Origin of the sequence: Acinetobacter sp. S4400-12, assembly GCF_024129495.1 — a bacterium.
Lineage (GTDB): Bacteria > Pseudomonadota > Gammaproteobacteria > Pseudomonadales > Moraxellaceae > Acinetobacter > Acinetobacter lwoffii_C.
Window position 1 is genome coordinate 1 of record NZ_JAMXYB010000029.1, and the last position, 20,138, is coordinate 20,138.

Below are 20,138 nucleotides of genomic sequence, written 5' to 3' on the forward strand. Positions count from 1 at the left end.
TTTAAACCAATCAATCAATGATAATATTTCGATCAATCAACCAGTAAAAATCCACACAAGTTGTTCTTCATAATCTCTTAATGATCTTCTTACTGCTTCGTCAGCAGCAAGCTAGGTCGGCTATGTTACGCTTTCTTTGTAGAAAGTCAACCAGTAAATCCGATTATTTTTAAACTCATTCAAGACACTTAAATTTAACACCTTGTGCTAAATCCTTGTTTCTTAATAAGTTTTAATCTTCATCACTGCCGATGGATGTGCATTCTACAGCATTTAAGAGAGCTTGCAACACTTCTCACAAAGATTTTTTTTCTTATGTTTATTTTATAAACCAATATTTTTATAAGTATATGTTTTTTATAAAATAAATAATTCATAAAAATATTCATTATTTTATTTAAAAATGTTCTACAAAACATAAGCTATTGATTTTATTAAAATACTATAAAAAATAAGAGTAAAAAGCAGGACTTCTGCCCTGCTTTTTTGCTCTGAAGTTAATCAGATTAGAATTTCATACTGATTCGTGCCCAGTAATTGCGGCCCATATTATTAAATTGCTGATCACTTGTAAATCCATCTCCAAAACCTGCATTGCCCATTTTATTTAAATGCTCTGTATAGGTTTTATCTAATACGTTATCAATACCAACCGACAAATCTATATCTTTCGTTAAGTTGTATGAACCGTTAATAGACAATGTCGTAAACCCAGCACTTTTCTTTAGGTCATAGCCAACAATGTTACCTTCGTTTTGACTAATACGATTTTGCCCATCGACTAAGCGCCACAATAATCCAAAATTATATTTGTCTTGCACATAACGTAAATTCACACGCGCTTCTAAAGGTGAAATTTGTGGTAACGGCGTATTGTCTGTAGTATTTTTACCCCAAGCATACATGGTACTTACATCTGCCTGAATTGCATCTGTAAACTGATAACCAACACCTGCTTCAGCTCCTACAATAGTTGCATCCACATTTCGAGTATGAGCTTGCAACATTTTCATATGCCCTGTTGATGGCAAATATGTTGTAAGAACATAATCATTAATGATGCCTGCATATGCAGAAACCCAAGAACTTAAAGCTCCATGTTGATGTTGATATCCCGTATCTAGCTGTAAAGTCTTCTCGGTATCAATATTGTTAAAAGTATTTGGATTTCCATTACCAGATTGAGGACTAAATAACTCCCAATAATCTGGCATCCGTTCAACATATCCCAAACCGATATATGTTTTGCCATCATCATGTTCAGGATGGGTATTTTCAAATCGAATAAAACCGCTCGCTAATGTTTTATCTAATGTACGGTTATACCCATTATTAATAGAATCTTGGCGTTTGTCTTTTACATTCACCTGATCTAAACGAAGACCTGAGACCAAACGGTTTTGATCATCAAAGTGATACGTTATCTCACCAAAACCACCCACTGATTGATACTTCATATCTTTTGTTCTTGGTAGATTTTTATAATCTATGTTGTTGTCTGTGTCTGTTTTACGAATACTATGTTCATTATTTTGACTATCGACACCAGTAACAAGTTGAACTTCATCCCACTCACTTGTTACAGCAACTCGCGCATTTAAGGTTTTACGCGCTACATTGGTTGCCATTCTATCAGGCATCATCATGCTTGGTTTAAACTCACGTAAACTATAGTTATCCATGACATGATCATTAAAGTTATAGTTCACCTGTGCTTCAACTTTCTTCAAAGTCTCAGTGACATTGTTCTTTTCAACACGTAAGCCCACACTCTCACGTGCAAACTTTGAACCATCCATGCCACGACCTGCATACACGGCTTCACCATCGGCCTTACCACCTGTCAGTTCTACCCAGGTATCTTCATCCGGTGTCCAACCGAGTGCGATATCGGTATTCCAGCGCTCCCAGTCTGAAGGGACTGTGTTGCCATCGCCATCTTGATAACTATCCGATACTGAACGGTTAGCATTCAAACGGATATATTTTTTCTCGTCTCCTGCAGCAGCTTCAATATTATGGTCTAGACGGCCAAATGAACCCATTAAGACACTGGCTTGACCACGGTAGTTTTGATCGTCATCAAACTGTTCAGGTGTACGCTCAAAAATCACGGTTGCCGCTGAACCGGTATTGGCATATTGCACCGTTTGCGGTCCTTTAATCACCGAAATACGGTCATAACTTTCCGGAGAAATATAAGAGGTCGGCGAATCCATACGACTCGGACAGGCACCCAGGTTTTCAGTGCCATCGGTCAAGATTTTGATGCGTGAACCAAACATACCCCGGAAGGTCACATCGCCATTGGTCCCGGCTCCACTATTCACTGCACTAAAGCCGACAATGCTTTGTAAATAATCCGCACCATCGGTAGCTGGAATTGGTTGAATGGGCTGTTTAGGATCGGCACTGACTATCAGGCCATTGGCCTCATTACCCGCAGCGGAGGTCACCACAATAGGGGCCAGTGTGTGTAGCACTTTCGCCTCATCTGCAAATACCACACCTGAAGTACACGCAACAGCAATCGCAGCCGCAAGGGGCTGTAAATAAAATTTTGGCTGAGCCATTTTGTTTCTCACTTAAATCATAGATATAACTGTGCCTAAGTCAGTGAAGACCCGGCGTATCAAACAGGCTTTAAGTGAATGCTGGCGGAGCGCGGCCTTGAGGAATAAGAAAAAGTTGTTGAAGGACAAACCAGACATGTTTAAAGGCTTTTTCAAAAGCAATTAAACGGACCAGAATACGGTCCAGAACTTCTTGCACTTCCAGCTCAGGCGGCAGGATCAGATTGCCGTAGACCGTACAGTACTGGCATTGATGACTCGGATTGTGGTGATCATGCCCCGCGCTCTGCTCTATCACAGAATGGGATTCAAGATGGGAAGAGTCGGCATAGCTGGCAGACGAATGCTGAGTTACCGGCGATAAAAGTGCGCGCGTAATGGTTTCACAGACCGGTGCAACCTGATATTGCTCCGGCAGCAAAGGCTGTAAAAAAACAGCAATCTGTAAAAAAACAGCCACTAGAGAAAGCAGCAGTCCACCACGCAATACCATGATTGGCTAGCCCTACAAAACAGCAGATACTGAAAATTTGCCTGGCAGAGTATAACAAAGCCCAATCGAAATTGGGCTAAATTTATTCAAAAGAGCTGGAACTTTAACGTTTTACCGCAACTTTGGCTTTTTCACGCTGGCGGGCTGCTTTCTCAATTTTTTCACGTGCACGCTGACGTTTTAATGGCGATAAATAGTCCACAAACAGCTTGCCATTTAAGTGATCCATTTCATGTTGAATACACACAGCGAGAAGTCCATCAGCTTCTATCTCAAATGCTTGACCTTCAAGATTAATTGCCTCGATTTTTACACGTGACGGACGCTCAACTTTATCGTATATTTGAGGAACTGACAGACAGCCCTCTTCATAAGGCTGGGTTTCTTCAGTTAGTGGTGTAATTTTGGGGTTAATAAACACCATCGGTTGATCTTTATCTTCAGACAGGTCCATCACAATCAGCTGAATATGACGATCGACTTGAGTCGCAGCAAGTCCAATACCTGGCGCTTCGTACATGGTCTCAAACATATCTGCAGCGAGCTGACGAATCTCATCAGTGACTTCTTCGACTGGTTGTGCAATGGTGCGAAGACGGGGGTCCGGGAAACTTAAAATAGGTAATAAGGCCATACTGCGTCCTCAACTATGCCATTGATCAAAAAACCAAATGAAGGGAATGCTTCATCAAAAAAATGTGTGTAAGATCGTTATTATAACGCAACTACAGACATAATTTTAGGAATTATGATAATGAAAAAGGTTTTGAAGGGCATGCCATTTTTTAGTGCCCCGGGGTTTAAAAAACATGTGCTCGTACTCGCAGTTTGTATGGGCTTGGGGCTAGGAACAATTCACACCGCTGGGGCAGCGCCTACACGTAACGTCAATCCACCGAGCCTAAAAGCCAATGCACCACAAGTCTATGTAGTGAAAAAAGGCGATACGCTGTGGGATATTTCCAAACGATTCCTAAAAAATCCTGTACGTTGGCCGGAAATTTGGGCCAGTAATAAGCACGTGAAAAATCCACACTGGATTTTCCCGGGTGACCGCCTGCTGATGTGTGATTACCAAGGCCGTCCAATTATTGGTAAAGATGAAGGTGATGGCTGTGCAGGCATTATCAGCCGTTATATCGGTAGCACCGCGCTGCAACCACAGGTTCGGGTAGAATCTTTAAATAATACCATTCCGGTGATTCCGCTTGAACATATCAAGCAATGGCTGGAACGTAGCACGATTATTGCCCCGGAATCTCTGACCGGAACCCCTTATATTTTAGGAACAGCAGACCAGCGTGTACTGGCAGGCAAAGGCCAGAAAGTATATAGCCGCGGTAAAGGGATTGTGGCCGGTCAGCGTTATGGGGTGTATCGTGAAGCTGAACCTTATATGCTTACCGATGCCAAAGGGAATAAATACAATGCCGGCCAGGAGCTGATACAGGTCGCGTCAGCGATTGCGGTACGCAATGAAAATGACATCAGTACTCTGGAATTGACCGATACCTATACTGCTGAAGTGCGTCGCGGTGACCGTGTCCTGCCAGAATATGATCCGATGTTACCGACCCTGTTTTATCCAACCAATGCTGAAAATGTAACCTCTGGTGGCCAGATTGTGCGTGTACTGGGTTCAATCGGTACAGCTGCACGACATAGTGTGGTCACGATTGACCGTGGTGTCACGCATGGGTTACAGGCCGGCCATGTGCTGAGTGTGAACCAGAAAGGTGAAGTCGTGACCGACCCGAAAACCAAGGAACGTATTCAGTTACCAGGTGAGCGTATTGGCAATATCATGGTCTTCAAGGCATTTGATCAGCTGAGCTATGCTTATGTACTTGAAAGTGAGCTACCAATCAAGGTTGGGGCAGCGGTTCAGCCTCCCCTACTGGATGAATAATTTATAGTACTTGAGAGATGCTGCTGAAAAACAGCAGTATCTCCCTCCTCCACTTTTCATAATAATAAGAAGACAGGTAAAGGTCTCGACATGTTGAAGTCCTTCTCGGCTGCGCAACTGGACATGATCAGTTTATGGTATTTGGTCCAGCATTCTCTGCCCAGTTTTTATAAAATCCGGCAGCACTATTCTCATCTGGGCGATGCCCTGCATCCTGATCAGGCGCCCATCTGGCAAGCCTTAGGTATTCATGCCAATCATGTACAGCGGCTGAAAGAATTTCAGCTCGAAGCTTCACAACAAAAATTTCAGCAAAGTTTGCAGAGCATTCAACGTGATAGCGACTTCATTCTGTTAGACAGTGATCCTCATTATCCGCAGCAGTTAAGCCCCTATAATGATCGTCCGCCGATTCTATTTGGCCAGGGTCGGCCTGATTGTTTGTTACAGGCACAAATTGCTCTGGTGGGCAGTCGCAAGCCCAGTGCGCATGGCCGTCAGGTAGCTTATGATTTTGCCAGTTATCTGAGCGAACAGGGTTTTTATATTAATAGCGGACTTGCACAAGGGATTGATGAAGCCGCCCATCGCGCCGGACTGCAACAGCAAGGCACCATTGCAGTAATGGGAACCGGCCTGGACCAGACTTATCCGGCCCAGCATCAGCAGCTGCGCCAGCAAATTATTACTGAAGGTGGAGCTGTCATTAGCGAATTTTTACCCAATACCCCGCCCTTACAACACCATTTCCCACGGCGCAACCGGATTGTCAGTGGGCTGAGTCTCGGCATTATCGTGGCAGAAGCCACCTTAAAAAGTGGCTCGCTCATTACGGCCAAACTGGCTGCGGAGCAAGGTAAAACAGTCTTTGCCATTCCGGGGCATATTTATAGTGAGCATCATCAGGGTTGTCATCAACTGATTCGTGAAGGAGCCATTTTAGTTGATCATCCCGAGCAGGTGATTGAAGATCTGGCCCTGCCGACCCAATGGCAAGCCCTGCAAAACTCCATCAAAAATGAAACAGCAGCACATGAGCCGTCTTACATTCCGCAACATCTGATCTCCCTGTATAACCAGCTGGACTGGGTTGGACAAGATCTGGATCATTTAAGTAGTCAGCTCAGGCAAGATGTCGCTACTCTTACCAGCCAGCTGATGGAACTTGAGCTTTTGGGCTTTAGTACCCAGCAAGCCGGCATGTATCTGCGTTGTCGTGTACTTAAATAAGGTTCACAATAGGCCTTTGTCGTTTTTAGTAAGGTATTCACATGATCACCACCTCTGTTTCCGAAGCAGCGACCTGTCTCAAAGCTGGACAAGTTCTGGCATATCCTACAGAGGCTGTTTGGGGGCTGGGTTGCGACCCTTATAATGAACAGGCATTTCACCAAATTTTAAAGCTGAAACAGCGCCCGGTTGAAAAAGGCGTTATTTTATTGGCGGCGCATATTGCTCAGGTCGAACATCTGCTGGGGGAGTTGAGCGAGGAAATGCGTGAAAAGGTAATTGAATCCTGGAGTAATAACCGACCAGCAGAACGTGCAATTACCTGGTTATTACCCGCCCATGATGACATTCCTACCTGGATTAAAGGCCAGCATCCCAAAGTAGCAGTACGGGTCACCAGTCATTCACTGTGTGTCGCCCTCTGTCAGGCTTTTGGCGGCTTTATTGTCTCCACCAGTGCCAACCCTGCGGGTCTGGAACCTGCGCGTTCCCTACAAGATGCGATTGGCTATTTTCAGCAGGATTTAAATTATTTAAATGGTGACTTGGGCTTAAGTCAGGAACCGAGCCGGATCATTGATGCCGTTACCGGAGAAATCATTCGAGACTAAAGTCATACCCAAAATTTGAACTTTATCAAGACCGACTAAAGTTTTAAGACAAAAAAAAGCTCAACCATATAGGGATGGCTGAGCATAAAAAAGGATGTGTATAAATCACATCCAGAGGGTACAGAAAATCTCTGGGAGTCTGATAAAACAAGGATTTTTTTGCTTCATCATTCTCGATGGGCGTATTATGAGAGAAACGCTTCAGAACAACAAGTATATAAAAAATATCATCTAAGACATTTTAACTATTAATAAATAAAAAATTTTAACTTATATTAAAAATATCTTACTCTTTCTATTCTGTTTTTAAAATAAAGCTATATTTTTATTATTGATATAACCCTTCAAAATTACCAATTTAGCAATCAATTTCAATAAAAATTTACTTTTCGTTTGATTGAATTTCAACCAAACGATCTTTTGAGTCACACAAAATAGCTTAGGCCAACCTGATTTTAGGCTGATATTGCGCCAGTAAAATCCCCAAGAGAATAATAGCCCCGCCCATACTATGATAGATGGTCCAACTTTCAGCCAGCCAGATACTGGCAATAATCGCGGTAAAAACGGGCATCAGGTTCATGAAAATACTGGTCCGGTTGGGACCAATCTGCTGTACAGCCAGCATCCAGACCAGAGGCGCAATCAGCGAAGGAAAAATACCCGCATACAGCACACTGCTCAAGTTGGCAGGATTCAAACTGTCCAGACCCAACCAGGCAATAAAGGGCAAATGATAGATCAGAGCGAAACCGATCTGGATATACAGACTGATCAATAAAGGGATCTTTAATTGCCACTTCTTCAAAAACACCCCATAAAAGGCGTAGAAAAATACTGCAATCACCATTAGCAGGTCACCCCAATGGGCGCCATTTTGCCACAATGCAGTCAGGTCCCCCTGAGCCATCACATACATCAGACCACAAAACGATAAAATACCGCCGATAATGGCAAAATAATTCGGTATATCTTTTAGAATAAAAAAAGAGACCAGAATGGTAAATATCGGAATAAACGCATTAATTAGCCCCATATTGGTGGCTGTGGTGTAATGTGCCGCCGTATAGGCCAAACCCTGATAAAGCACCATTCCAAATGCGCTCAATACCGCCAACTGTAACCAGTGTTGTCTAACAAGCTGACGTTGCTGCCAGACCTTACTTAACATAAATGGAGTCAGAATGAGAAAGGCAATCAGCCAGCGATAAAAACTGATACTGGCCGGAGAAATCAGGTCGGCTGCATAGCGTGTCACCACAATATTTAATGACCAGATCATGACAGCCAGCACCGGCAAGGCAAATGCCCATGTCGGATTACGCAGATCGCTTGACATTTTTCTCACCTCAACGTATTCAAGCTCTTATTGTTATGGAAGTCTGAAATAATTGAAATACTGAATTTCAGACATCTATACTGTATAGAGGACATCTCGACGGATATTCAGAATAATGCAAAAACCGGACTCTCCTACGCTTGATAGGCTGATTGAGATCAATCAGTTTTTTTATAAAAAAGATGAAGAGGTGGAACCCCATTCTTCCCTGTGGGGGGATTTTAATTTTAGTCTGGACGGTATTTTGGAGCTTCGTACTGAAAAACAGACCTTTCTGGCTCCTCCCAATTATGCCCTGTGGCTACCTCCCCAGACGGAGCATTGTTCTGTTGCGCTAGACCACGGCATCACCCATTTTATCTGCATCAGAATTCATCCCAGCTTATGTGAGCATCTTCCTCAAGACGTTACAACCTTCAGTATTCGGCCTTTTCTGTCTGTCTTGGTCAGGGAAATTTTGGAACACCCTCCCGCTGCCCATAAGATGTATGTGCATCTTTTGCAGGTGCTGTTCGACCAGATACTCCAAGCAGAAAGGTATGATGATTATTTACCGCAAAGCCAGCATCCGGTATTGCTTCCTGTCTTGCAGCAGCTTGCAGATCCGATGTTGTTTCAATATGGCTTACATACCCTGCTCAAGCGATTTAGCCTGAGCGAACGGCAGATTTTACGTTTAAGCCAGCAGGAACTTGGCCTGCCTATTTCTGAATGGCGTAACCGTGCCAAAATTATTTATGCCATTGGACAAATTCGCCAAGGTACTTCCATCAAACGGCTTGCCTATGAGCTGGGTTATCAGCATAGCTCTAGCTTTATCGCCTTTTTCAAACGCTATACCGATCAGACTCCCTCACAAATGCGTTCCTTAAATTAAATAAATATATATCAAATATTTATAAAAAATCTCAGTCCTGCTGTTTTTATCACGTATGATTTTTAAGTATAAAAAGTAAAGCGGTGTCTTGCTGTCTTTAAAGCATGTTTAAATAAAAAATTGGTTTTTTATAAAAACGCTCATCTGCGAAATTTAATCTTACTTTTATACAGGGTACGCTTTGCATGAAAAAATTACTTCTCACGACTGCCTGTATGGTAGGCCTGACACTTGCAGGCTGTAGTAAACCGACTGAGCCAGCTAAATCAGCCCACACTCAAAGTACTACAGCGACTGCTTCTACGCCTGCTCCCGCTACTTCAGGCAATATGACAACCAATCAGCATGAAGACATCCGCAATGACTTGAATCATCTGCAAACCCTGACTAACTCCAAGGCAGAAACTGCCATGAATTTTCAAGACCGGATGATGAAAGCCGTACAGGCCAATAACCGTGATCAGATTCAGAGCGTCATGAAGGATATGCGGGGCTTCATGACAGAATTTAATCATGACCTAAAAACACTGTCGCTGAAAAGCCAGGAAGTGCATGAACTTCGCAACAAGTTTATTCATTCAAATGAACTGGGACTAGAGCTGACACGCTTGAGCACCGAAGCCAAACCAGATGAAGCTAAAATTAAGCAGCTTCAACAACAGGTTATGAATGTACAAAACGATATTATGCGTGATGTACAAACATTACAGGCCAAAATAAATCCACAACCAGCCCAACCAGCTCAACCAGCTCAACCAGCTCAACCAGCTCAACCAGCTCAATAATAAACCGGGCAGGTAGCTTCAGCCTGACCTGCCCTAATCACAACCTCATCTAAAATCACTTGCTGCCCAGCAAAATTCCAGCTACAAAGAACATAATTTATATGCGATAAGGATGCATGCATGACCTCGATTTCCGATATTTCCATTAAAACCATTCAAGGTGAAGAGATAAAGTTAGATCAATTCGCCGGAAAAGTTTTACTGATCGTCAATACCGCTTCCAAGTGCGGCCTGACTCCGCAATATGAAGGTTTAGAAAAACTCTACCGTGAGAAAAAAGATCAAGGTCTCGAAATATTAGGTTTTCCAGCCAATAATTTTTTAGAACAGGAACCGGGCTCGAATGAAGAAATCCAGCAATTCTGTTCACTGAATTATGATGTTTCTTTTCCGTTATTTGCTAAAATTTCTGTGGCTGGTCCAGATAAACACCCACTGTATCAAACATTGACAACTGCACAGCCAGAACGTATCGGTGAAGGTCCATGGTGGAAAGACTTGGTGGATTATGGCCTGACCCCAAATGAGCCGCCTGAAGTCCTCTGGAACTTTGAAAAGTTTCTGGTCAATAAACAGGGGCAAGTCGTCGCGCGTTTCGCTCCCGACATTACAGCGGATGATCCGCGTATCGTAGATGCGGTGAATGCTGAACTCGCCAAATAACTGCTTACTGATTTTATAAGTATCTATGAGCCTTATAGATACTTATTTTTGAAATCCTTCTCCCCCCTACTCTAGCTTGCCTGATCAAAGCGGCATGTAGCTGAAGATCTGCATAATTCATTCAGCAGGTAAAGCCCCCGTCATCTGTACACTGTATTGTACGACTTAGCTAAATCCTCCCCTGATTTCAGAGTGATCTCTGAGAGCACTTAAAAAAGATTTGTTATGACTTTGCAACAATCTTTTTTATCTCCATAGTTTGTCTCTATATTAACCCCAAGAAATATATCCAGATTGAGATCCTGATTTTATGGCCAAGATACTTGCCAATGCCTTGCTTCCTTTTGCTTTATTTAGTTCGGCTATGGTCTTGTTAGGCTGCGAGCAAGCGGTAGAGCCGCCTGTTCAACCCGATGAGATTACCGCTTCCAAACCAGAGTTAAATTCTGAGCAGCCAGTATCTTCGGAAACAGCAGCTGAACGGAAAAGCGGTAACATGTTTTATATCGTTCGTGATGTGGCAGATATGCAGCTTAAAGCCGGTGATTATGTTGAGCAACTTAAACAGACACAATCTGAGTTACAAACCGCCCTCAATGACCAAGATCAGCTCAAGCTTCAGGCCACTGCCAACGTATTGAAACAACAGCTAAATGGCTTGAATCAAACGCTCAACAGCCTGAATTTAAAGAGCCAAGAGATTGATTCTATTCGCCAAAATATGATACAGGCCAATCAGCAAGTATTGGCTACTCCTTTATTCAAGGGCGACATTGACCTCACCCAGGTCGACTTCAAGAAAATTGAACAGCAGCTAAATAGCGTCCAGCTTGAAATGATTAAACTGGCGGGCATGCTGATTCCGGACAATCAGAAGCAGTCCACTCAGGAAGGTTAATGTCCAGATCGCCTAGCTCCATTCACCTCTAGCAAATGGGGCTGGGCGATTGACTGGCTAAAGCCGCATATCCACCACAATACGACCATCAATTTTGCCATGTGCCATCCGGTCAAAAATATCATTGATATTTTCAAGAGGTTCCACATGAATATGGGCCTTGACCTTACCGTGTGCCGCAATGTCCAGGGCTTCTTTTAAATCCAACCGGGTTCCCACAATAGAACCGCGTACGGTAATACCTTCAAGCACCATATCAAAGATTGACAAGTCAAATGTTCCTGGCGGCAAACCATTTAATACCATGGTTCCACCACGACGAATGATGGCAATCGCCTGTGCAAATGCCTTTGGTGATACAGCAGTGACCAGTACACCATGACAACCTTCTCCGGTCGCTTTCATCACTTCTTCTTTCACATCCACTTTCAGGGCATTAATGGCAACATCTGCACCTAAACTTTTAGCCAGTTCCAGTTTGCTGTCATCTATATCAATGGCTACGATATTAAAACCCATGGCTTTGGCATATTGAACTGCGACATGACCCAAACCGCCAATACCGGAAATGGCCACCCAGTCCCCAGTTTTGGCTTCGGTCATTTTCAGGCCTTTATAAACCGTCACCCCCGCACATAGAATCGGGGCTATTTCCAGCAGGTCGACTCCTTCAGGAATCACTCCCACATAATTGCCATCGGCCAAACAGTATTCAGCAAAACTACCATTCACTGAATAGCCTGAGTTTTGCTGTTGCTTACATAAGGTTTCCCAGCCAGCATAGCAATGATCACAGTGCCCACAGGCAGAATACAGCCACGGAACACCCACAATATCACCCACCTTTAAGTGCTCAATACCTGCACCCACTTCAACCACTTCACCCACGCCTTCATGCCCGGGAATAAAGGGTAAAGTCGGTTTGACCGGCCAATCACCGTGTACCGCATGCAAATCGGTATGACAAACACCCGTGGCGATAATTTTCATTAATACCTTACCGGGCGCAATTTTCGGAATTTCCACCTCTTGGATTTGCAGCGGCTGATTAAATTCAGTGACTACCGCCGCTTTCATTGTCGTTTTCATATTTATTTTCTCCCAATTACTCATATCAAGGAGCCAACATTTTTAAGCGCTCTTTCTTCACTATATCGAATAATAAATAGCCAATAGTTAGAGATTTGTAGAAAATTTGCGCACTTCCAAATATGATTATCAGAAAGAAAAATACCGGGAGAGGACTGAAAAACTTAAAGCAGCGGGAGAACACGCCTCTACTGCAAAACACTGGATTGCCAAGATTAAGACTAAAAAATGTTGTGGTTTAATATTTTAAATGGATTCTAAAATTTAATACCAACTGAATTGTTAAGAGGACTATCAAGCCCAGCTTTCTACGCCAAGTATTCCCTCAGCTGTCAAAAATTACAGGTATCTAACCAGAATCAAGCTTTGGATCAAACTTTAAGGTCAATATTGTCAGAAATAGACAATGGCCTCGTGAGCTTATTGCTCGATAAAATTTTATTCTGCTTTTTGAGTGTTACGCCAGGCTTTAAATGCCGCCTGCATGGCATGCTGTTGATAAGGCTTGACCACACGACTTTCGAGAGTTGAAAAATCGCCTTTATAGACCAGATCCACCACCGATTTTGCCAGTTCCCGAATGCTGACACTACCTCGATGTTCATATTGCAAGATTTCTTGTGGTGTCAACGCCACATCCCAGCAAGACAGTGCGGAACCCAGATCTACCGCGATACTGAGGTAATAATGAGCATCATCCTGATAGAGTTCCCAAAAGTGGGGTTCATGAGCAATAAGGTTCATATCAATTCATTAAGCAAATGATGGACTTAATATATTACATGAGCTGAATGAGAAGCTATGCAACTTTAGAGAGTATTTCTAGCCTTGCTTTCTAGGGGGAAGGCATAAAAAAACCACCCTTTCGGGTGGTCTTTTCAATCTCAAACCGACAATTACATTGCGCGGTTTTTGATTTTGCGGATCGTTTCCAGCTGAGCAGCAGTTTCTGCAAGAGCAGCCAAAGCAGCAGCAGCATCCAAATCGCTCTTTTGATTGGCCAGCAATTGTTCAGCGTGTTTACGCGCTTCAATAATTGCCGCTTCATCCAAGTTTTCTGCACGGACTGCTGTATCAGCAAGAACCGTAACAACATGCGGTTGAACTTCTAGAATACCACCAGATACATAGATCAACTCTTCTGTACCATTTTCCAAAATAACGCGGATCGCGCCAGGTTGGAGCAAAGTTACTAGCGGCGCATGACCAGGCATAATACCCAGCTCACCACCAGCACCTTTTGCAATTAGCATAGTCACAGTGCCTGAGTACAAAGACTCCTGAACACTTACAACATCACATTGCATAGTCGCCATGAGAATCTCCTAAATTAGAGTAGCTAATTAAAGTTTCTCGGCTTTAGCAATCACTTCGTCAATACCACCAACCATATAGAACGCTTGTTCTGGAATGTGATCGTATTCACCAGCTAGAAGACCTTTAAAGCCACGAATCGTTTCTTTAAGCGGTACAAGTTTACCAGGCGCGCCAGTAAATACTTCAGCTACGTGGAACGGTTGCGAGAAGAAACGCTGGATCTTACGTGCACGGTATACAGTAAGTTTGTCTTCTTCTGACAATTCGTCCATACCAAGAATCGCGATGATGTCTTTCAATTCTTTATAACGTTGTAAAACGTTTTGAACTGAACGAGCAATCTCGTAGTGCTCTTGACCAACGACCAGTGGATCTAACTGACGTGAAGTTGAGTCTAGTGGATCGATCGCTGGATAAATACCAGAAGATGCGATGTCACGGCTCAATACAACAGTTGCGTCCAAGTGAGCAAACGTTGTCGCAGGCGACGGGTCAGTCAAGTCATCGGCAGGTACGTATACCGCTTGGATTGACGTAATCGAACCAGACTTAGTCGATGTAATACGTTCCTGAAGAACACCCATCTCTTCTGCAAGTGTAGGCTGATAACCTACTGCAGATGGCATACGACCTAGAAGTGCTGATACTTCAGTACCCGCTAGTGTATAACGATAGATGTTATCTACGAACAAGAGTACGTCACGGCCTTTACCGTTTTCGTCTTTCTCATCACGGAAATATTCAGCCATGGTCAAACCAGTCAACGCTACGCGTAAACGGTTACCTGGTGGCTCGTTCATCTGACCGTAGACCATTGCTACTTTGTCTAGAACGTTAGAATCTTTCATTTCGTGATAGAAGTCGTTACCTTCACGAGTACGCTCACCAACACCAGCAAACACAGATAAACCTGAGTGTGCTTTTGCGATGTTGTTGATCAGTTCCATCATGTTTACAGTTTTACCAACACCGGCACCACCGAACAGACCAACTTTACCACCTTTCGCGAACGGGCATAGCAAGTCAATGACTTTAATACCAGTTTCTAAAAGGTCAGTAGAAGCCGCTTGTTCTGCATAAGAAGGCGCTTGACGGTGAATTGGTAAACGCGCTTCAGTCGCAACCGGACCAGCTTCGTCGATTGGGCGACCAAGAACGTCCATGATACGGCCTAGAGTCGCTGTACCTACTGGTACAGAAATCGGCGCGTTAGTATTCGTTACGTTCAAACCACGCTTAAGGCCTTCAGTAGAACCCATTGCAATAGTACGAACTACGCCATCACCAAGCTGTTGCTGAACTTCTAAAGTAGTTTCAGTACCATCTACTTGGAGAGCGTCATAGATCTTAGGAACGCTGTTGCGTTCAAACTCGACGTCGATAACCGCGCCGATGATCTGAATGATACGACCGCTATTCATTGCTGTCTCCTCAATTCAAAATAATGTTAAACGGCAGCGGCACCACCAACGATCTCAGAAATTTCCTGAGTAATCGCGGCTTGACGCAGCTTGTTATAAATAAGTTGCAGGCTCTTAATGATCTCGCCTGCGTTGTCTGTCGCTGCTTTCATAGCGACCATACGTGCAGACTGCTCACATGCGATGTTTTCAATCACACCTTGATACACCACAGACTCGATATAGCGAACCAACAAACCATTTAAAAGCTCTTCAGCTTCAGGTTCGTAGATATAGTCCCAACCGTATTGACGGTTAAGATTCTTGTCTTCTTCAGCAGCTGCCAAAGGAACAAGCTGTTCGATCTTTTGATTTTGAGTCATGGCATTGACAAAGCCGTTTGATACCAGATAAATACGATCTAACTCGCCTTTATCATAAGCATCCAACATCACCTGTACAGAACCAGATAACTGCTCAAGACTCGGTGTATCGCCTACGTTTGTAGTCGCACCCAGCACTTTACCGCCGTAGTTTTTAAAAAACGAAACCGCTTTTTGACCAATTAAAGCAAATTGAACTTCAATTGACTGCTCTTGTTGCTGCTGGACGTGTTTAACCACTTTCTTGAACAGGTTAATGTTCAAACCACCAGCCAGGCCGCGATCTGAAGACACAATGATATAGCCAACGCGCTTAACCGGGCGGTCTACCATATAACGGTGTTTGTATTCAGGATTCGCTTGAACCAAGTGAGCAATTACACGGTGCATATTTTCGGCATACGGACGGCCTTGAGCCATGCGCTCTTGCGCACGACGCATCTTAGAAGCTGCTACCATTTGCATCGCGCGAGTAATTTTCTGCGTGCTCTTGATACTAGCTACTTTGGCGCGAATTTCTTTTAAATTTGCCATACGCTTAACCTAGTATTCGAAAGCCCTTGCGAGCTTCCGAAGGTTGATTCCGTGAACCAAACCAATACTAAATTCAACAAGGTTGAAAATTAGTAAGTTTGAGTCGCTTTAAAGCTTTCAATACCTGCTTTGATTGCAGCTTCGATGTCTTTGTTATAATCACCAGTGTCATCGATTTTTTGCATTAACGCAGCATGCTCTGAACGGAAGTAAGAAATTAACGCAGCATCAAAGTCTACGATTTTCTTCACTTCAACATCAGCCATGTAGCCTTCGTTAGAGGCATAAATTGAAACAGCCTGGTCAGCAATTGAGTATGGAGCATATTGTTTTTGCTTCATTAACTCAGTTACACGTTGACCATGTTCAAGTTGCTTACGAGTTGCTTCGTCAAGGTCAGAAGCGAACTGAGCAAACGCTGCCAATTCACGGTATTGTGCTAAAGCGGTACGGATACCACCAGACAATTTCTTGATGATCTTAGTTTGCGCTGAACCACCTACACGAGATACAGAGATACCCGCGTTCACAGCAGGACGGATACCTGAGTTGAACAGAGATGTTTCAAGGAAGATCTGACCATCAGTAATCGAAATTACGTTTGTCGGTACGAATGCAGATACGTCACCTGCTTGAGTTTCAATAATTGGCAATGCAGTTAGAGAACCAGTCTGGCCTTTAACTTCACCATTAGTGAATTTCTCAACATAGTCAGCAGATACACGAGAAGCACGTTCAAGTAGACGCGAGTGTAGATAGAACACGTCACCTGGATATGCTTCACGACCTGGCGGACGACGAAGAAGCAATGAGATTTGACGGTAAGCCACTGCTTGCTTAGACAAGTCATCATAGATGATCAGTGCATCTTCACCGCGGTCACGGAAGTATTCACCCATTGTACAGCCAGAGTACGGAGCCAGATACAGCATTGCTGCTGGATCAGCTGCAGCAGCTGCTACAACAGTGGTATACGCCATCGCGCCAGTTTCTTCCAGCTTGCGTACTACGTTGGCAATCGTCGATTGTTTCTGACCGATTGCTACATAGATACATTTAATGCCAGAGTTTTTCTGAGCGATGATCGCATCGATCGCCATAGCTGTTTTACCAGTCTGACGGTCACCAATGATCAACTCACGCTGACCACGGCCGATTGGAATCATTGTATCTACTGATTTATAACCAGTTTGTACAGGCTGATCCACTGATTGACGCCAAATTACGCCTGGTGCAACTTTTTCTACTGCATCAGTTAATTTCGCATCGATCGGGCCTTTACCATCAATCGGGTTACCCAAAGCATCGACAACACGGCCTAGAAGTTCAGGACCAACCGGAACTTCTAATACGCGACCTGTACAACGCGCTTTTTGGCCTTCTTGAAGGCTTAAGTAGTTACCTAAAACAACGACGCCCACTGAATCCTGTTCTAGGTTCAGTGCCATACCGTATAAGCCGCCGTCGAATTCGATCATTTCACCGTACATTGCATCAGCAAGGCCGTGAATACGCACAATACCGTCGGAAACCATAACAATGGTTCCTTCGTTCTTAGCGGTCGCGCTGGTGTCCAGATCGCCGATACGCTGTTTAATGAGCGCACTGATCTCGGATGGATTCAGTTGTTGCATTGCGCTATACCTCAATCTTTTTAAAGTTCAGTCTTCTTATATGCAATTAAGCCAGAAGACGAGTACGCATTTTTTCAAGCTTGTTAAGCGCAGAATCATCTATCACTTGGTCGCCTGCACGAATAACTACACCAGCAATAAGCTCTGGTTTTACTTCTACAGAAACATTTACCGCAGCTTCGAATTTTTTCTCGAGCGCTTGCGCTAACGTTTGTTCTTGTACAGAAGTTAATGGGAATGCTGATTCAATTACAACATCCACAGTATTGTTATTCTGTGATTTGAGCTGTTCATATTCTGCAGCAATTTCAGGAAGCAGAGTCAGACGGTCATTTTCTGCAAGCAATGTCAAAAAGTTAGACACTGCTGCGGTCTGATCTTCACCTAAAATTTTAGCAAAAAGAGCCACCTGCTCGGCAGGTGTAAGCTCAGGGCGATTTAGATAAGCTGAAAATGCTTCGTCTTGCACCGCAGCACTGAGCACTTCAAGTACAGTTGACCATGAGTCAGTTGCACTCTGCTCAGAAGCATAAGCAAATGCTGCCTTAGCGTAAGGGCGTGCCAACGTCAAGAGTTCAGCCATAATCCGCCTCTCTTAAAGTTTAGCAGCCAGCTGAGTCAGCATGGCATTGTGAGCTTCTGCATCAACTTGTTGGCTCAGAATTTTCTCTGCACCCGTCACTGCAAGAGCAGCAACTTGTTGACGTAATTCTTCGCGAGCAGAATTGATTTCTGTATCAACAGCTTCTTTTGCTTGTTGACGAATACGCTCACCTTCCGCAGATGCTTGGGTACGAGCTTCTTCTACCAATTGCGCTGCACGACGGTTCGCTTGTTCGATCAATTGAGCCGCTTGTGCCTTTGCTGCATCTAACTCAGCTTTCACTTGTGCTTGCGCGTCTGCAAGGTCAGCTTTCGCTTTTTCAGCAGCATTTAAGCCATCAGCAATTTTACGCTGACGTTCACTAATCGCATTGATTAGTGGTGGCCAAACGAATTTCATGCAGAATGCGACAAAAATCGCAAACGCAATCGCTTGGCCAAACAATGTGAGGTTGATATTCATTGCAAATTCCTCAAATAGTGAATTTCGGAATTAAGCTGATTAACCTACAAATGGATTAGCGAAGATGAAGAACAAGCCAATACCAACACCGATCATAGGTACAGCATCAAGAAGACCCGCGATTAAGAACATACGAGTTTGAAGCTGTGGAGCCAATTCTGGTTGACGAGCTACTGCTTCAAGGAAGCGGCCGCCTAGAAGACCAAAACCAATCGCAGTACCTAAAGCACCGAAAGCGATCAAAATAGCAGATGCAATTGCAACTAGACCTAAAGTGAGTTCCATGATAATTCCTCAGAGGTTAGGTTTATACCCAATTAAATTAAAAATTGTACCTAACCATCTTATGACAGTTAGGCAATTAACATTAATGCTTTTCGCTTGCCATGCTTAGATAAACAATGGTTAGCATCATAAAGATAAATGCTTGCAGGGTGATAATCAGAATATGGAAAATCGCCCAAGGCACAGACAATGCCCACTGGATCCAGAACGGTAATAATGCGATCAAGATGAAGATCAACTCACCCGCATACATGTTACCGAACAGTCGTAGAGCCAATGAAACTGGTCTCGCCAAGAAAGTGGTTAATTCCAGCAACAAGTTGAATGGAATTAAAAGCACTTTAGCAACTGGATTCTTTGGATTGAACGGATTCAGTGCCAACTCACCAACAAAGCCTCCAATACCCTTTTCGCGGATACTGTAGAATAAGATCAGGAAGAATACAGAAATTGACATACCTAAGGTAACGTTTGGATCTGTAGTCGGAACAATCTTAAAGTAAACTTGATGAGGATCTACACCAAGCATCGAACCAATCAACTGCTGAGCTGTATAAGGAATAAAGTCAACAGGGATTAAGTCCATCAAGTTCATGAGGAAAATCCACACGAAAATAGTTAATGCCAATGGTGCAATCAGACGTGACTTACCGTGGAAGGTGTCACGTACACTTGAATCTACAAACTCGATAATCATTTCAATTGCAGACTGGAACTTGGTCGGAACACCAGAGTTTGCAGCTTTCGCCACGACCCAGAACAGCAAACAGAAAATCAGACCCAGCCCGATAGACCAACCCATTGAATCCAAGTGAATAGCAGTGAACCCCATCTGTTGAGCTTCAGCACCGCTCTCGGCCAACTTCCATGTACCGTCCGGCATTTTGCCGTAGGTCATATTGGTCAAGTGATGCTTGATATACTCGGTCGAAGTAAGGGCATGTTCTTCAGCAGCCATAAATCACACCTGGTCAATGTCAAAAAACTAATAGAACAAGCGAACATCGCGTGCTGCTTGATATCTCGCCTGCTCAAAAAAAACTTTTCAATTT

21 protein-coding genes are annotated in these 20,138 nt (G+C 43.7%); 7 read left to right on the plus strand and 14 right to left on the minus strand.

Annotated features, from left to right (window positions below; all coding sequences use genetic code 11):
• Positions 1-506 precede the first annotated feature (506 nt).
• The 3 genes from NI461_RS10875 to def form a co-directional block, all read right to left on the minus strand.
• Positions 507-2,573 carry a TonB-dependent copper receptor gene (locus tag NI461_RS10875; protein ID WP_253157309.1) on the minus strand — a complete coding sequence of 689 codons (2,067 nt, stop codon included), beginning with the start codon at positions 2,571-2,573 and terminating at the stop codon, positions 507-509.
• 70 nt (positions 2,574-2,643) lie between these two features.
• Positions 2,644-3,066: a DUF2946 family protein gene (locus NI461_RS10880; RefSeq protein WP_151206857.1), complete on the minus strand. Its 423-nt coding sequence runs from the start codon at positions 3,064-3,066 to the stop codon at positions 2,644-2,646.
• Positions 3,067-3,169: 103 nt separating this feature from the next.
• Complete coding sequence (gene def / locus NI461_RS10885) at positions 3,170-3,700, minus strand: peptide deformylase (protein ID WP_151206858.1); 531 nt, start codon at positions 3,698-3,700, stop codon at positions 3,170-3,172.
• 120 nt (positions 3,701-3,820) lie between these two features.
• Between def and NI461_RS10890 the strand changes: the two genes are divergently transcribed.
• From NI461_RS10890 to NI461_RS10900, 3 genes are all read left to right on the plus strand, one after another.
• On the plus strand, positions 3,821-4,975 hold the full coding sequence (locus tag NI461_RS10890) for a LysM peptidoglycan-binding domain-containing protein (RefSeq protein WP_151206859.1): 1,155 nt from the start codon (positions 3,821-3,823) through the stop codon (positions 4,973-4,975).
• Between the two features lie 90 nt (positions 4,976-5,065).
• Positions 5,066-6,205 (plus strand): DNA-processing protein DprA, encoded by a 1,140-nt coding sequence (gene dprA, locus NI461_RS10895; protein WP_151206860.1) that lies wholly within the window; start codon positions 5,066-5,068, stop codon positions 6,203-6,205.
• Between the two features lie 41 nt (positions 6,206-6,246).
• Complete coding sequence (locus tag NI461_RS10900) at positions 6,247-6,816, plus strand: Sua5/YciO/YrdC/YwlC family protein (RefSeq protein WP_151204699.1); 570 nt, start codon at positions 6,247-6,249, stop codon at positions 6,814-6,816.
• Between the two features lie 439 nt (positions 6,817-7,255).
• Here the strand turns inward: NI461_RS10900 and NI461_RS10905 are convergent, their stop codons facing one another.
• Positions 7,256-8,155 (minus strand): DMT family transporter, encoded by a 900-nt coding sequence (locus tag NI461_RS10905; protein WP_253157311.1) that lies wholly within the window; start codon positions 8,153-8,155, stop codon positions 7,256-7,258.
• Positions 8,156-8,270: 115 nt separating this feature from the next.
• Here NI461_RS10905 and NI461_RS10910 point away from each other — a divergent pair, with 115 nt between their 5' ends.
• The 4 genes from NI461_RS10910 to NI461_RS10925 all read left to right on the plus strand — a co-directional run bounded on the left by NI461_RS10910 (position 8,271) and on the right by NI461_RS10925 (position 11,378).
• The gene (locus tag NI461_RS10910) at positions 8,271-9,032 is read left to right on the plus strand and encodes a helix-turn-helix transcriptional regulator (protein ID WP_253157313.1); all 762 of its coding nucleotides are present in this window, start codon (positions 8,271-8,273) and stop codon (positions 9,030-9,032) included.
• A gap of 185 nt (positions 9,033-9,217) precedes the next feature.
• A complete protein-coding gene (locus NI461_RS10915) occupies positions 9,218-9,817 on the plus strand; it encodes a viral A-type inclusion protein (protein ID WP_253157315.1) in 600 nt (199 codons plus the stop codon).
• A 120-nt stretch (positions 9,818-9,937) separates the two neighbouring features.
• A complete protein-coding gene (locus NI461_RS10920) occupies positions 9,938-10,480 on the plus strand; it encodes a glutathione peroxidase (protein WP_151204703.1) in 543 nt (180 codons plus the stop codon).
• A 310-nt stretch (positions 10,481-10,790) separates the two neighbouring features.
• Positions 10,791-11,378: a hypothetical protein gene (locus NI461_RS10925; RefSeq protein WP_151206865.1), complete on the plus strand. Its 588-nt coding sequence runs from the start codon at positions 10,791-10,793 to the stop codon at positions 11,376-11,378.
• A gap of 57 nt (positions 11,379-11,435) precedes the next feature.
• Here the strand turns inward: NI461_RS10925 and adhP are convergent, their stop codons facing one another.
• The 10 genes from adhP to atpB form a co-directional block, all read right to left on the minus strand.
• On the minus strand, positions 11,436-12,467 hold the full coding sequence (gene adhP, locus NI461_RS10930) for an alcohol dehydrogenase AdhP (protein ID WP_174660418.1): 1,032 nt from the start codon (positions 12,465-12,467) through the stop codon (positions 11,436-11,438).
• Between the two features lie 438 nt (positions 12,468-12,905).
• A complete protein-coding gene (locus NI461_RS10935) occupies positions 12,906-13,211 on the minus strand; it encodes a hypothetical protein (RefSeq protein WP_174660419.1) in 306 nt (101 codons plus the stop codon).
• Between the two features lie 152 nt (positions 13,212-13,363).
• Entirely contained in the window at positions 13,364-13,783 is a 420-nt protein-coding gene (locus NI461_RS10940; protein ID WP_151204707.1) for a F0F1 ATP synthase subunit epsilon, read from the minus strand.
• 27 nt (positions 13,784-13,810) lie between these two features.
• On the minus strand, positions 13,811-15,205 hold the full coding sequence (gene atpD / locus NI461_RS10945; RefSeq protein WP_151204708.1) for a F0F1 ATP synthase subunit beta: 1,395 nt from the start codon (positions 15,203-15,205) through the stop codon (positions 13,811-13,813).
• Positions 15,206-15,231: 26 nt separating this feature from the next.
• Complete coding sequence (atpG, locus tag NI461_RS10950) at positions 15,232-16,101, minus strand: F0F1 ATP synthase subunit gamma (protein ID WP_151204709.1); 870 nt, start codon at positions 16,099-16,101, stop codon at positions 15,232-15,234.
• An 89-nt stretch (positions 16,102-16,190) separates the two neighbouring features.
• On the minus strand, positions 16,191-17,735 hold the full coding sequence (gene atpA, locus NI461_RS10955) for a F0F1 ATP synthase subunit alpha (protein WP_151204710.1): 1,545 nt from the start codon (positions 17,733-17,735) through the stop codon (positions 16,191-16,193).
• A gap of 46 nt (positions 17,736-17,781) precedes the next feature.
• Positions 17,782-18,318, minus strand: a complete 537-nt coding sequence (locus tag NI461_RS10960; protein WP_151204711.1) for a F0F1 ATP synthase subunit delta — start codon at positions 18,316-18,318, stop codon at positions 17,782-17,784.
• Between the two features lie 12 nt (positions 18,319-18,330).
• Positions 18,331-18,801 carry a F0F1 ATP synthase subunit B gene (locus NI461_RS10965; protein WP_151204712.1) on the minus strand — a complete coding sequence of 157 codons (471 nt, stop codon included), beginning with the start codon at positions 18,799-18,801 and terminating at the stop codon, positions 18,331-18,333.
• 39 nt (positions 18,802-18,840) lie between these two features.
• Complete coding sequence (gene atpE / locus NI461_RS10970; protein ID WP_000424060.1) at positions 18,841-19,086, minus strand: F0F1 ATP synthase subunit C; 246 nt, start codon at positions 19,084-19,086, stop codon at positions 18,841-18,843.
• Between the two features lie 82 nt (positions 19,087-19,168).
• Positions 19,169-20,044, minus strand: coding sequence for a F0F1 ATP synthase subunit A (atpB, locus tag NI461_RS10975; RefSeq protein WP_151204713.1), 876 nt, complete (start codon positions 20,042-20,044; stop codon positions 19,169-19,171).
• Between the last annotated feature and the right edge of the window lie 94 nt (positions 20,045-20,138).